The organism is Polaribacter sp. KT25b, assembly GCF_900105145.1.
Lineage (GTDB): Bacteria > Bacteroidota > Bacteroidia > Flavobacteriales > Flavobacteriaceae > Polaribacter.
In genome coordinates, this window is the sequence record NZ_LT629752.1 from 1465927 (window position 1) to 1480795 (window position 14869).

Here is a 14869-nt window from a genome sequence, read left to right on the forward strand (position 1 = left end):
AAATTAAGATGCTACTAATTTTCTGTTAATTGAATTAATTAATCTATAATGTAATTCTGACTTAAATATTTCTTTTTATCAAATTTAAAAAATGTTTCTGATAAAGATTGATTATTTTTAAATTTAGTAATTGTAAATGTTGTTTTAGATTTATTAGAACCAGTTTGAATTAGTTTATAAATATGCATTGTTTTTGCATCTATACCTAATTCTACTTTTACAATATCAGAATTGCTGTCAATAGGATTTAGTGTTACAAACTGAATTTTTCTACCATTCATATCTAATAATTTCCCCATTTTAAAATTATAACCTTCTTTGTAAAAAGTTAATAATTTTGATGGATAAATAAAACCATCATCTCCATCTAAATCTCCATCAGTAATAGAAATTTCTTTTTCATCATTATTAATTATATATAATTTTTTTCCATCATAAATAAAATCATTTCCTAGGTATTTTAAACTATATTTTTCTCCTTGTAAATAAATTTCACCTCTAATTGGTGGTTCATCACCTTCCATAATACCTGCATCTTTGTTACTTAAAGTTTGACTAAAACCAATAAACATATTTTGGTAAGCTCCCATTTTAGTAGAAACTTCATCTAACAATGATTTTGCTTCTTTTGAGTTTTGAGAAAATGTAATTGTTGTAATAAATAAACTTAATAATAAAGTTGTAAATTTTTTCATAATAAATAATTATAAGCTCGATTTTTTTTCGAGAAATTATAGGTTCTTTTCGTTTTCTAATAATTGTTCTAATGCAACAAAATCTGGTACTAAAACTTGTCTTGCTTTGCTTCCTTCAAAACCACCAACAATACCAGCAGCTTCTAATTGATCTATTAATCTACCAGCTCTATTGTACCCTAATTTTAATTTTCTTTGTAATAAAGAAGCAGAACCTTGTTGCGCTGTTACAATAATTTCTGCAGCTTCTTTAAATAGTTTGTCTCTATCAGAAATATCAATATCAATACTTGTGCCACTTTCATCATCTACATATTCTGGCAATAAATAGGCTTCTGTATATGCTTTTTGAGACCCAATGAAATCGGTAATTTTTTCAACTTCTGGTGTGTCTACAAAAGCACACTGAATTCTATTTATTTCATTTCCGGCAGTATAAAGTAAATCTCCACGACCAATTAATTGATCTGCGCCACCAGAATCTAAAATGGTTCTAGAATCTATTTTAGATGTAACTCTAAATGCAATTCTTGCAGGAAAATTTGCTTTTATAATTCCTGTAATTACATTTACAGATGGTCTTTGTGTTGCAACAATTAAATGAATTCCAATAGCTCGTGCCAATTGTGCTAAACGTGCAATCGGTGTTTCTACTTCTTTACCTGCAGTCATAATTAAATCTGCAAACTCATCAATAACCAACACAATATACGGTAAAAAATGATGACCATCATTAGGATTTAATTTTCGTTGTTTAAATTTTACATTATATTCTTTAATATTTCTAACCATGGCAGATTTTAACATATCGTATCTGTTGTCCATTTCAATACATAAAGAATTTAATGTGTGTACAACTTTTGTAGTATCCGTAATAATAGCTTCTTCCATATCTGGTAGTTTAGCTAAATAATGACGTTCAATTTTATTAAATAAAGTAAGTTCAACTTTCTTCGGATCAACCAAAATAAATTTTACTTCTGCAGGATGCTTTTTATATAAAAGTGATGTTAAAACTGCATTTAAACCAACAGATTTTCCTTGCCCAGTTGCACCTGCCATTAATAAATGAGGCATTTTAGCTAAATCAATTACAAAAGTTTCGTTAGAAATTGTTTTGCCTAAAGCAATTGGCAATTCCATATGAGATTCTTGAAATTTCTTTGATGAAATAACAGAATGCATAGAAACAATTGTAGATCTTTTGTTTGGTACTTCTATACCAATTGTACCTTTTCCTGGAATTGGTGCAATAATTCTAATACCTAATGCAGATAAAGATAATGCAATATCATCTTCTAAATTTTTAATTTTCGAAATTCTAATTCCAGCTTCAGGAACAATTTCATATAAAGTAATAGTTGGTCCTACAGTTGCTTTAATTTCTGCAATTCCAATTTTGTAGTTTTTTAAAGTTTCTACAATTCTATCTTTATTTGCTTCTAATTCTTGCGGATCAACAGAAATACTATCGTTATATTGTTTTAATAAATTAAACGTAGGAAATTTAAAGTTTGATAATTCTAAAGTAGGATCAAACTCACCAAAATCTTTTAATATTTTATCTGATAAATTTTCAGTAGAAGACTCTTCTTCTTCAGTTTCTTCTATATCAATAGCTAATTCTTTAACAGTTTCTTCAATATTTACCTCAGAATCTTTTTCAACTTTTAAAATAATTTCATCGTTTTCTTCGGATGTAATGCTAGAGTGTTTTTGAATGGTTGGTTGTAATTTTTCTGAAGAGATTTCAAAATTTGACTTCTTATTCTTACTTAAAGAAATTGTTTCAGAAGTTGTTTCATCAGTATTTAAAATAGCCTTAGCAGTTGTTTTTTCTGATGGTTTTTCTACACTTTCCGTTTCTAGATTTTCAGCCTCTCTTTTTAACTTTTTTTCTTTTATTTTTTCGATATAAGCATCAAAAGAAACTTTATAACGGATTATTATATAAGTTATTAAAGTAAAAATTAAAATTATTATTAAACCTGTTTTACCTATAAAAGTTTGTAAGTAATTGTTAATTTCAAAACCAACAACACCAGATAAAAGTGCAAATTTGCTATTTAGAAAGCCTAAGGCAACAGAGATCCATAGCATACAAAGCAAACCCCAGTTCCAGGAAATAATAATTTTTGAAAATTTGTTTCTTATAAGTATATGAAATCCTGTTAAAAAAACTTGATATGCAATAATAAATGCAGACAAACCAAAACCTTCATAAATAAAAAAGTTACTTAAATTGGCGCCAATTTTTCCTAAAAGATTTTTACTTTTTACAGTTTTATCAGTTAAATAATTTAAAGTACTTTGGTCGTCTTGCCAATTAAAAAAAAAGGAAATAAAAGCAATACATAAAAAAACTGCAAACAACATTAAAAATATTGATAATAGAGTTTTAGCCTGTCTTGTTTTTAAGTAAGAAAAAATACTTGATTTTTCTCCTTTTTGAGCAGTTGCTTTATTTGTACTTATTTTCTTTTTGGCCATTAAAATTTAATAATACTTTTTTGCTTAAAATAACAATAATATCTTAGGAACATAGATAAAACCAGCAACAATTAAAGAAATTAGTGCAGCAAATGTAGGTATACCTGCAGCAATATCTTTAACCAAACCAATTTTAACATGAAACTCTGGGTGTACAAAATCTGCTAATTCTTCAATAGCAGTATTTGCAGCTTCTGCAACTAAAACTAGACCAATAACGATAAGTTGTAAACACCATTCTGTTGCAGAAATATTAAAATAAAATCCTAATATTGTTGCAATTAAGGCAAAAAATAATTGAGCTTTTATACTATCTTCTGTTGTAATTAAGATATAAAAACCTTTAAAAGCATATTTTAAACTTCGTATTCTTCCTCTTATATAACTATCATTAGGATTTTTCATAAATTAAATTGCTTTTAAAGCAGCATCGTAATCTGGTTCATCAACAATTTCTGGAACTTGTTCTGTATAAACTACATTTTCATTTTCATCAATAATTACAATTGCTCTAGAATTTAAGTGAGCTAGTGGTCCGTTTGCAATTTCTAATTCATAATCTTTACCAAAACTACCCGTAGCAAAATCAGAAAGCATAATAACATTTTCAATTCCTTCTGCACCACAAAAACGAGCTTGCGCAAAAGGTAAATCTCTAGAGACACATAAAACAACAGTATTTTCTAATTCTGATGCTTTTTTATTAAACGCTCTAACAGAGGCTGCACAAGTACCTGTATCTACACTAGGAAAAATATTTAGAATTACTTTTTTACCAGTAAAATCTTTTAATGTTTTTGTTGATAAATCTACTGCAGTTAGTTTAAAATCAGGTGCTTTTGATCCTGTTTTTGGTAAATTTCCAATTGTATTTATTGCGTTTCCTTTTAGTGTGATATTAGCCATAATTTAGTTTTTTAGTTTGGTCAAAAATAAGATAAAAAAGAAAAACTATTTACATAAATACTGAGTTTTTAACTACGTATTAACAAAAAGGAATAATGTGTTATAATTTAATTTTTTAGTCTTGTGTATATTTCATGAACATAATATTAAACTTATTTTTAGATTTATGTTTAAAGACGTTCTAAATTAATTGGTTACTATTTCTAAAATTATCTAGATAGTTTTATTTTTCAAGCCTATCAACCCGAAAAAAGGACCAATTGCTAAAACGGAAAACACTAAATTAGAATTAGTAAAATTTAATAAACTACTAATGATTTGAATACTAATAATTGTAATTAAAAAACCGATTGAATTGACAATTGTTAACGCTGTACCTTTATCTTTTGATGGCGTATTTTGCGCAATTAATGTCGAAAATAAAGGCGAATCTGCAATAACAACCATTCCCCAAAAAATCAAAAAAGCAATAAAAATATACTTATTTGGTATTAGAAATAGAATTGGAGCAATAATACAGCAAATAAAAGATAAAAATAGAAAGCTAAAAGCAGTTTTTTTAACACCGAATTTCTGAGAAATATAGCCCCCAAAAACACAAGAAATACTTCCGATTGCTATTATTATAAAAGACAAAAGAGAAATGTTAAACGTATTTTGTGGATGTAGATTTTGATAAGTCATTAATAAAACTGGCACAAAAGCCCAAAAAGTATATAATTCCCACATATGACCAAAATATCCAAAAGCAGCTTTTCTAAAATTCACGTTTTTAAAAACTTTAAAACAAACTGATACATCTAAAGTTGTACTTGGTTTTCTAAAAGGACCATTTTTAACAAATACCAACATTAATAAACCGCCAAATAGTGCTAAAGAAGAAGTTGTAATTAAAACACTCTTCCATGAAAAACTGATTAAAAGGTCTTTTAATAAATGAGGCAAAGCAGTTCCTAAAACTAAAGCGCCAACTAAAAAACCTAAAGATCTACCTAATCCTTTTTGATAATAATCGGTTGCGATTTTCATTCCTACCGGATAAATTCCTGCCAAGAAAAACCCTGTTAAAAAGCGTAAACATATCAAACTAAATAAAGTTTGTTTCTCTAAAATAAAACCAATATTAAAAAGGGCACCTAAAAAAGCACTAATAAAAAATACTTTTGATGGCGAAAATCGATCTGCAATTGTAAACAAAGCAAATACTAAAGTACCAGCTATAAAGCCAAATTGAACAGCAGAAGTTAATAATGCTAAAGCATTTTCTTGTAGCTGAAAAGTAGTTGCAAGATTGCTCATAACTCCGTTACCTGCAAACCACAAAGACGTGCAACAAAATTGTGAAATAACAATTATTGGTAATATTTTTTTTGATGTACTCATTTAAAAAGCGAATTTAGTATAAAGAGTATAATAATCAATAGAAAAAATTTTACAACTAAGTTACTTTATCTATATTTGAATTGATGAAAAAAGTCAAAGTCATAGAATGTCCAAGAGATGCAATGCAAGGTATAAAGTCTCATTTTATATCCACAGAAAAAAAAGCATTGTATATCAATTCCTTATTAAAAGTTGGTTTTGATACCATCGATTTTGGCAGTTTTGTATCGCCAAAAGCAATTCCTCAAATGAGAGATACTGCAGCAGTTTTATCAAAGTTAGATTTGTCTAAAACGCAAAGTAAATTATTGGCAATTATTGCGAATGTTAGAGGCGCAGAAGACGCATCTCAATTTGAAGAAATCGATTATTTAGGATATCCTTTTTCTATTTCAGAGAATTTTCAAATGCGAAATACACACAAAACTATTGCCGAATCTATTGAGGCTTTAGACGAAACTTTAAACATTGCTGATAAATCAAAAAAGGAAGTTGTTGCTTATTTATCTATGGGTTTTGGAAATCCTTATGGAGATCCTTGGAATGTTGATATTGTTGGTAATTGGACAGAGAAACTTAGTAAAATGGGTGTTAAAATTTTATCACTTTCAGACACCATTGGTAGCTCAACTCCAGATGTAATTTCGTATTTATTTTCTAATTTAATTCCTAAATATCCAGCCATTGAGTTTGGTGCACATTTACATACAACGCCAGATAAATGGTTTGAAAAAGTAGATGCAGCTTACAAAGCGGGTTGTAATCGTTTTGATGGAGCAATAATGGGGTTTGGTGGTTGTCCAATGGCAAAAGACGAATTAACAGGTAATATGCCAACAGAAAAATTATTGAGTTATTTTACTGCAGAAAAAGCCGATACAAATATAAAACCAATGAGTTTTGAAAGTGCTTATAATAAAGCTTTAGAGGTTTTTATTTAAGATTTTCAACTTTTCTGGTTGACTGCAAATCCAAATCAAAAAAAATATTTAAAAATGAAACATTTAAAATCATTCCTATATTTATTGTCTTTTACACTTTTATTTTCTTGTAAAAAAGATGATGATAAAATAGATTTTACCTTTTTACAAATTAATGATGTGTATGAAATTGCACCAATTCAAGGAGGAGAATTTGGTGGGCTGGCAAGAGTTGCAACTGTTCATCAAGAATTATTGAAAGAAAATAAAAATACGATGTTGTTTTTGGCGGGAGATTTTTTAAATCCTTCTTTATTAGGAACCATAAAAGTTGACGGAGAAAGAGTTCGTGGAAAACAAATGGTTGAAGTTTTAAATGAGATGGATGTAGATTTAGTTGCTTTTGGAAATCATGAGTTTGATATTTCTCAAAAAGATTTACAAAAACGTTTAAATGAAAGTAATTTTCCTTGGATTTCCGCAAATGTAAAATTGAAAACAAAAAATAAATCAATCCCATTTTATAAAGAAAAAGAAGGGAAACAAATTCCTTTAAAAGAAACATTTGTCAAAGAATTTACAGATGAAGATGGCACAAAAATTAAAGTCGGTTTTATAAGTGTTTGTATTCCGTCAAACCCAGTAGATTATGTAGAGTATGGAAATATGTTTGTAAAAGCAAGAGCTTCTTATGCTGCAATTAAAGATTCTGTAGATGTTGTTTTTGGTCTAACACATGTTAAACTTACAAATGATAAAAGAATTGCAAAGTTAATTCCAGATTTACCTTTAATTATGGGCGGTCATGAGCACACAAATTCTTATGATAAAATAGGAAATGTAATAATTTCTAAAGCAGACGCAAATGCAAAAACGGCTTACATCCATAGAATTTCTTTTGATAAAAAGACGAAAAAAACTATAGTTACATCAGAATTAAAAGAAATTAATACAACCATTAAAAGTGATGAAAAAGTGGATTTAGTGGTTAAAAAATGGCAAAATATTTTAAAATCAGAGATTAAAGTTGTTGTTGAAAATCCTGAGAAAATAATTTATGCAACAAAAATTCCTTTGGATGGAAGAGACACACAAGTAAGAAGTGAACAAACTAATTTGGGAACTATTATTACAAAATCGATGTCTTTTGCTTTTGATGATAAAGTAGATTGTGCAATTGTTAATGGTGGTTCTATTAGAATTGATGATGAGTTGTTGGGGAATATTAACGCAGTAGATATTTTTAGAGTTTTACCTTACGGAGGAGCAATTTTTAAAGTTGAAATTAAAGGAAGATTGTTAAAGCGTGTTTTAGATTATGGAATTTTAGCTGCTGGAACTGGCGCTTATTTACAACGATTTAATGCAGAAAAAGTAGGAGAGAAGTGGATGATTAAAAACAAAGAATTAAACATCAATAAAATTTACACAGTTGCTTTTTCTGATTATTTATTGCAAGGTTTTGATATTCCTTTTTTATCATCAGAAAATAAAGAAGTTTTATCAATATATAAACCTAAAAACAATGAACTTGCTTTTGATATAAGAAAAGCTGTGGTTGAATATTTAAAAGGAAATCAATAAAAAAACCTCACATTTAAACTGAATTTATTTCAGTAGATGTGAGGCTTTATACTTATCTTTTAAGTAGATTATCTTTCTCTACGTCTTCTACCAAATCCGCCAGTTTTTCTGTCTGCAGAACCTCGGTCTGGTCTATCAGAAGAGCGAGAACTTCTTTTTCTTCCTCTGTCAGAAGAAGCTTCAGAACTTCTACGTCTTCCAAAACCACCATCTTTTTTACCAAAAGGTTTTTTACCGCCTCTTCTTCCGCCTCCGCCAGAACGATCTTTTTTAGTAATTTCGATATTTACCGAACGACCGCCAAAATCTGGTTGATTAGCAGCAAATACTTCTAGAGTTTTTTCTTCGTAATTTTTATCAATTTCAAAGAAAGAAAACGTGTCTAAAATATCAATTGCACCAATTTCTATTTTATCACCAATATTTTGGTCGTTAATTAAACCAATTAATTTACCAGGATTTAAACTGTCTTTTCTACCAATATTGATAAAAAAGCGCGTCATATTATCTGCTGTTTCTCTTGATCTAGAATTCTCTCTAGATAAATTATTTAAATCTTTAGCATTTTCATAATAGGCTAACATGGTGTTAAACTCTAATGAAACGAATTTTTTAATTAATTCTTCTCTGTCTAAATCTTTTAATTTATCGTAAATGCTTGGTAAAAACTCATTAATTTGAGTTTCATTTACTTCGATATTATTTACTTTATCAATTAAATTCATTAATTGATTTTGACAAATTTCTTTTCCAGAAGGTACTTTACCTTCTACAAATTTCTTTTGAATAATTCTTTCTATTGCTCTTAATTTTCCTTTTTCTTTTCCGTTAACTAAAACAATAGAAATACCTGTGTTACCAGCTCTACCAGTTCTACCACTTCTGTGTGTGTAGTTTTCTATTTGATCTGGTAATTTATGGTTAATTACATGTGTTAATTCATTTACATCTAATCCACGAGCAGCAACATCAGTAGCAACTAATATTTGAATAGATTTTTTTCTAAATTTACCCATTACAGAATCTCTTTGTGCTTGAGATAAATCTCCATGCAAAGAATCTGCACTATAACCATCTTTTATTAAATTGTCTGCAACTTCTTGTGTTTCTCTACGAGTTCTGCAAAAAATAATTGCGTAAATATCTGGGTTTAAATCTGCAATTCTTTTTAATGCAGGGTAACGAGTTCTTTCTGTAACAGCATAATACTCATGACTTACATTATCTGATCCTGAATTTTTTTCGCCAGAAGTAATTTCAACTGGCTTTGTCATATAGTTTCTTGCAATCGATTCTACTTCTCTAGGAAAAGTTGCAGAAAATAATAAGGTTTGTTTTGTGTCTGGAGTTGCTTCTAAAACTTTATCTAATTCATCTTTAAAGCCCATATTTAACATTTCGTCGGCTTCGTCTAAAACTAACCATTTAACGTTACCAAGTTTTAAAGCTCTTCTATTAATTAAATCTACAGTTCTACCTGGAGTACCAACAACAATTTGAGATCCTCTTTTTAAAGATCTAATTTGTTCTTCCATACTAGAACCTCCATAAACAGTTGTTACATTAACACCTTTTAAGTATTTACTAAAGTCTTTAATATTATTACCAATTTGAACTGCAAGTTCTCTTGTAGGTGATAAAATAATAGCTTGTACATTATTACTACTAGTATCTAAAAGTTCTAATATAGGTAAACTAAAAGCTGCTGTTTTACCTGTTCCTGTTTGTGCAAAAGCCTTTAAATCGCTTGTAGAAGAAATTATTTGAGGAACTGCTTTTTCTTGAATAACAGTTGGGTTTTCGTAACCTAAATCTGTTAATGCTTTGATGATAGGTTCTTTTAAACCTAATTCTTTAAATGTTGACATTACTGTGTTTTTGTAGATTCACAGAACGCCCACCTGTAAACCTGATTATAAATTTTGGACTTGATTTAAGTGAGTTGTCTCACTTTTAAAATCGTGCAAAGGTACTTTAAATTAAATAGATAATAGGCTAAAAACGAATTAATTAATTTTCGCTAAGTGCCTTTAAATAAGGGTTTATGTTAAAAGAAGAAAATGAAGCATAACCATTTGTTACTTTTCCTTGCTTATTTACTAAAATACATCGAGGCATTTTACTTGTTAAAAATAAATTTGCATCACTTTTATTGTTAATATAAAATTGATTACTTAAAGTGTTTTTTTTGATGTTATCATTTTTTGTGCCATCAATTTTAATTTGAATAAAACTTACTTTTGGATATTTTTTTGATAAATATTTTATTCTAGAAGTAATATAGTTTTCTGTATAATATTCTGGACTCCAAAAGAAAAGTAGTACATTTTTATTTTTAATAATTTTACTAATAGGTATTTCTGTATTACTATAATTAATAACATTAAAATCTGGTAAAGTATTGTTTTTTTTAACAGCCTTAGAGTCATTAACTATTTTCTGAATTTGATTTTTATCTTCTTCATTTGTACTTAACTCAAAAAACTTATTAAAAGGTTTTTCATTTATGTTGCAACTAGATTTGTTGTAAAAATGGCTAATTACAGTTTGTTTTAAAAAGACATTTTTAGAAACTTCAGATTTTATATTTTTATCTATAACTTTTAATAAATCTAAAGTAAATTTGGCAGAATAATTACTCTTTACAGATGGATGACCTAAAGCATAAGTTTTATTATATAAATAAGTTCTAATGTATTGAAAATAAGGAGGGTAGTACATTAATGAATCCTTGTTTATTTGGATGCTATTTCTGTAATCAAAAAAAGATTTATCTAGTTCAGGAAAATCACCAGAATCAGAATATTTTGCATAAATAATAGGATATTTTTCTATTTGTTCATAAACCGGAAAAGTAAGTGCTACTTTTAAAAATTGCTTAAACCCTTCAGTTTCTTCTGTATGATGTTCTAAATAATTGTCATAGGTTTTTAACTTTTGTTTGGTTAAATAATCTACTTTCTTTTTAAAGTTTTTAGGATCTAGTTTATTATAATTATAGAAAGCTTTTTTATCTTTTTCGTTTTCTAAAAAACAATCAATTAAAATATTATTTCTTTCTGCCCCTTCACCTGCAAATACTAACGATTCATCAAAATCCCAAGTATTTAAACGCAACATTAAACTATCTTCTGGTTCTAAATAAATATATTGATTTTCATCACCATGAAAAAAATAATACAAACCTTCATTTGCATTTTTTAACTTTCCAAGAAATTTATTCTGTTTATTTAGGTAAAAAGTATCTATAACTTTATCCATAGAATAAAGCACAACACTATTAGATTTTGGATTGATAATTTTACCGCCAAAATAAGTAATCTTTTCTTTTTTATTTGATTCACAGCTACTTATAACTACTAAAAGTAGCATAGGTAAAAAGGAAAATAATCTTTTTGTCATATTAGTTTAAAGCTAAAATACATTTAACAAATTTAGGTATTCAATGTTGCCTTAGTTGTTAATACGTTGTTAAAAATAATTGATAGAAAATTAAACTATTAAGTATTTTTTTTACAAAAAGCATTAGATATCAAGCAAGAAAAGAGAAATCAATTTACTACTTTTGCAGAAATTTAAAATATTATTATGTTATCAGTTTCTAATTTATCTGTTCAGTTTGGAAAACGAGTTTTGTTTGATGAAGTAAGTACTAAATTTCTTCAGGGAAATTGCTACGGAATTATTGGCGCAAACGGAGCAGGAAAATCAACCTTTTTAAAAATTATTTCGGGTAAACAAGAACCAACATCTGGACAAGTTCATCTAGAAAAAGGAAAAAGAATGTCTGTTTTATCTCAAGATCATTATGCTTTTGATGAATTTCCAGTTTTAGAAACAGTTGTTATGGGTAACAAAGAACTGTTTAAAATTAAGAAAGAAATTGATGCTTTATATGCAGATTATACAGATGAAAATGCAGAAAAAATTGGCGAACTTCAAATAAAATTTGAAGAAATGAATGGTTGGAATGCAGATTCTGATGCGGCAGCAATGTTATCTAATTTAGGTATTTCTGAAGATTTACATTATACTTTAATGAAAGATTTAGATGGTAAACAAAAGGTTCGTGTATTAATTTCGCAAGCACTTTTTGGTAATCCAGATGTTTTAATAATGGATGAGCCAACAAATGATTTAGATTTTGAAACTATTGCTTGGTTAGAAAATTTTATAGCAAATTTTGATAACTGTGTAATTGTAGTTTCGCATGATAGACACTTTTTAGATGCGGTTTGTACACATATTTCTGATATTGATTTTGGTAAAATAAATAATTATTCTGGTAACTATACTTTTTGGTACGAGTCTAGCCAATTAGCCGCAAAACAAAGAGCACAACAAAATAAAAAAGCAGAAGATAAAAAGAAAGAATTAGAAGATTTTATTCGTCGTTTTTCTGCCAATGTTGCAAAATCGAAACAAGCAACTTCTCGTAAAAAAATGATTGATAAGTTGAATGTTGAAGATATAAAACCTTCAAGTAGACGTTATCCTGCAATTATTTTTGAAAGAGATAGAGAAGCAGGAGATCAAATTTTAAATGTAGAAGGTTTATCTAGAGAATTTGAAGGCGAAAAATTATTTAACAATGTGCATATCAACTTAAATAAAGGAGATAAAGTTGCAGTTATTTCTAAAAATTCTAGAGCAATTTCTGCCTTTTATCAAATTATAACTGATAATGAGAAAGCAGATGATGGTAAATTTTCTTGGGGTGTTACTACAACTCAATCTTATTTACCGTTAGATAATTCATCATTTTTTCAAAACGGAGAATTAAATTTAGTAGATTGGTTAAGACAATATGCACAAACCGAAGAGGAACGTGAAGAAGTTTATTTACGTGGATTCTTAGGTAAAATGATTTTTTCTGGAGAAGAAGCTCTTAAAAAAAGTAATGTGCTTTCTGGAGGAGAAAAAGTGCGTTGTATGCTTTCTAGAATGATGATGAAAAGAGCAAATATTTTAATTTTGGACGAACCAACAAATCACTTAGATTTAGAATCTATTCAATCTTTAAATAATTCTTTAATTAACTTTAAAGGAACTGTTTTGTTTTCTACACACGATCATGAGTTTGCACAAACTGTTGCAAATAGGGTTATAGAATTAACGCCGAAAGGAGTTATAGATAGGTATTCTACTTTTGATGATTATTTATCAGATCCAAAAATTAAAGAATTACGTGATTCTATGTATTCTTAAATTTTTAAAAGCAAAATGATTTTTTTCGCTAAACTCATAGAGATTTTAGTATTTTAAAAGAAATCTCAAATTCATTATAAATAAAAAAGACCTGACAGATTTTAAAATTTGTCAGGTTTTTTTTGCTGTTAATTTTTTATTTATTCTGCAACGGACTAATAATTTTTACATCAGAAAAAGAAATTGCACCTCTAATAACACCATCAATAGTTTTCTTTAAAGCTTCTATTAATTGCATTTTTAATTGCGATTTATGATAAATTAAACTTACTTCTCTTGCTGGTGGCGGATTTGTAAATTCACGTAAATGAGATTTGTCAACGTCATTTAAATCCAATGTATGTAAATAAGGTAAAAGAGTCATTCCTAAACCTTCTTTTGAGAGTTTTATCAATGTATCAAAACTTCCGCTTTCTAACTGAAACCCTTTTTTATTATCAATTTTGTGAGTTCTACACAAATTAAGTACACTGTCTTTAAAACAATGTCCGTCTTCTAATAATAAAATATCTTCCATTTCTAATTCATCAGAAGTAATCATTTTGTTTTTATACAATCTATGATTTTGGGGTACTAAACCAACAAAAGGTTCGTAATACAAAGGTCTTTCTTTAATAGATTCATTTTCTAAAGGTGTTGCAGCAATTGCGGCATCAATATGTCCATCAGTTAATCTTCTAATAATATCTTCGGTAGTTAATTCTTCAATAATTAATTTTACTTTTGGATATTTTTTAGTAAAATTATTTAGAAACATTGGCAATAAAGTAGGCATAATAGTTGGTATAATTCCTATTTTAAACTCACCACCAATAAATCCTTTTTGTTGATGTACTATGTCTAAAATTCTGTTACTTTCATCAACAATAACTTTAGCTTGTTCAACAATTTTTTTACCAACTTCTGTTAGTTCAATTGGTTTTTTAGAGCGATTAAATACTTTAACACCTAATTCATCTTCTAATTTTTGAATTTGCATACTCAATGTGGGTTGTGTAACAAAACTATGTTCTGCTGCAACCGTAAAATTTTGATATTCTGCAACAGATAAAACGTATTTTAATTGTGTAATAGTCATTCTTTATAAAAAATTTTGATAAAGATATTAAAACTATCAATAATAATTATAGTATTTCTCCTTTAATTTCTATTAAATTTGAGGTATCAAATTAAAACATAATAAAATGAACAAATCAATATTAGGATTAGACAAAAAAGATACAGCAAATTTAGTAACAGAACTAAACGGATTGTTGTCAAATTTTCAGATATACTATCAAAATTTAAGAGGTCTACACTGGAATATTAAAGGGAAAAATTTCTTTCAATTACATGTTAAATTTGAAGAATTTTACACAGATTCTCAAGTAAAGATTGATGAAATTGCAGAACGTATTTTAACACTACAAGGAAAACCATTACACACTTTTGAAGATTATTTAGCAAATTCTTCTGTAGCTGTAGGAAAAAATATTTCTAATGATGTAGAAGGTGTAGAGTTAGTTGTAAATTCATTATCAGAATTATTAAAAATTGAAAGAACTATCTTAGGTATTTCTGATGAAGCTGATGATGAAGGAACAAATTCTATGATGAGCGATTTTATTGCAGAACAAGAAAAAACAATTTGGATGTTAAATTCTTGGTTAGGGAAATAATTAATAAAAAGAATATTTATAAAAC

12 protein-coding genes are annotated in these 14869 nt (G+C 27.8%); 4 read left to right on the top strand and 8 right to left on the bottom strand.

What is annotated here, in order from left to right; genetic code table 11:
* Positions 1-38: 38 nt before the first annotated feature.
* The 5 genes from BLT70_RS06220 to BLT70_RS06240 all read right to left on the bottom strand — a co-directional run bounded on the left by BLT70_RS06220 (position 39) and on the right by BLT70_RS06240 (position 5474).
* Complete coding sequence (locus BLT70_RS06220; RefSeq protein ID WP_091892682.1) at positions 39-695, bottom strand: outer membrane lipoprotein carrier protein LolA; 657 nt, start codon at positions 693-695, stop codon at positions 39-41.
* A 36-nt stretch (positions 696-731) separates the two neighbouring features.
* Positions 732-3185, bottom strand: a complete 2454-nt coding sequence (locus BLT70_RS06225) for a DNA translocase FtsK (protein WP_091892684.1) — start codon at positions 3183-3185, stop codon at positions 732-734.
* A gap of 24 nt (positions 3186-3209) precedes the next feature.
* On the bottom strand, positions 3210-3590 hold the full coding sequence (locus tag BLT70_RS06230) for a diacylglycerol kinase (protein ID WP_091892685.1): 381 nt from the start codon (positions 3588-3590) through the stop codon (positions 3210-3212).
* A gap of 3 nt (positions 3591-3593) precedes the next feature.
* Complete coding sequence (gene tpx / locus BLT70_RS06235) at positions 3594-4091, bottom strand: thiol peroxidase (RefSeq protein WP_091892687.1); 498 nt, start codon at positions 4089-4091, stop codon at positions 3594-3596.
* A 213-nt stretch (positions 4092-4304) separates the two neighbouring features.
* A complete protein-coding gene (locus BLT70_RS06240) occupies positions 4305-5474 on the bottom strand; it encodes a nitrate/nitrite transporter (protein ID WP_091892689.1) in 1170 nt (389 codons plus the stop codon).
* An 83-nt stretch (positions 5475-5557) separates the two neighbouring features.
* Between BLT70_RS06240 and BLT70_RS06245 the strand changes: the two genes are divergently transcribed.
* Positions 5558-6415 carry a hydroxymethylglutaryl-CoA lyase gene (locus BLT70_RS06245; RefSeq protein ID WP_091892691.1) on the top strand — a complete coding sequence of 286 codons (858 nt, stop codon included), beginning with the start codon at positions 5558-5560 and terminating at the stop codon, positions 6413-6415.
* 54 nt (positions 6416-6469) lie between these two features.
* Positions 6470-7978, top strand: a complete 1509-nt coding sequence (locus BLT70_RS06250; RefSeq protein WP_091897478.1) for a bifunctional UDP-sugar hydrolase/5'-nucleotidase — start codon at positions 6470-6472, stop codon at positions 7976-7978.
* A 68-nt stretch (positions 7979-8046) separates the two neighbouring features.
* Here BLT70_RS06250 and BLT70_RS06255 read toward each other — a convergent pair whose 3' ends face one another.
* Positions 8047-9846 (bottom strand): DEAD/DEAH box helicase, encoded by a 1800-nt coding sequence (locus tag BLT70_RS06255; RefSeq protein WP_091892692.1) that lies wholly within the window; start codon positions 9844-9846, stop codon positions 8047-8049.
* A gap of 142 nt (positions 9847-9988) precedes the next feature.
* The gene (locus tag BLT70_RS06260) at positions 9989-11380 is read right to left on the bottom strand and encodes a hypothetical protein (protein WP_091892694.1); all 1392 of its coding nucleotides are present in this window, start codon (positions 11378-11380) and stop codon (positions 9989-9991) included.
* A gap of 186 nt (positions 11381-11566) precedes the next feature.
* Here BLT70_RS06260 and BLT70_RS06265 point away from each other — a divergent pair, with 186 nt between their 5' ends.
* Positions 11567-13186 carry an ABC-F family ATP-binding cassette domain-containing protein gene (locus BLT70_RS06265; protein ID WP_091892696.1) on the top strand — a complete coding sequence of 540 codons (1620 nt, stop codon included), beginning with the start codon at positions 11567-11569 and terminating at the stop codon, positions 13184-13186.
* A gap of 136 nt (positions 13187-13322) precedes the next feature.
* On the opposite strand, the gene BLT70_RS06270 is transcribed toward BLT70_RS06265, so the two are convergent.
* Positions 13323-14264 carry a hydrogen peroxide-inducible genes activator gene (locus BLT70_RS06270; protein WP_091892698.1) on the bottom strand — a complete coding sequence of 314 codons (942 nt, stop codon included), beginning with the start codon at positions 14262-14264 and terminating at the stop codon, positions 13323-13325.
* Positions 14265-14370: 106 nt separating this feature from the next.
* Between BLT70_RS06270 and BLT70_RS06275 the strand changes: the two genes are divergently transcribed.
* Positions 14371-14844, top strand: coding sequence for a Dps family protein (locus BLT70_RS06275; RefSeq protein ID WP_091892700.1), 474 nt, complete (start codon positions 14371-14373; stop codon positions 14842-14844).
* The last annotated feature ends 25 nt before the right edge of the window (positions 14845-14869 follow it).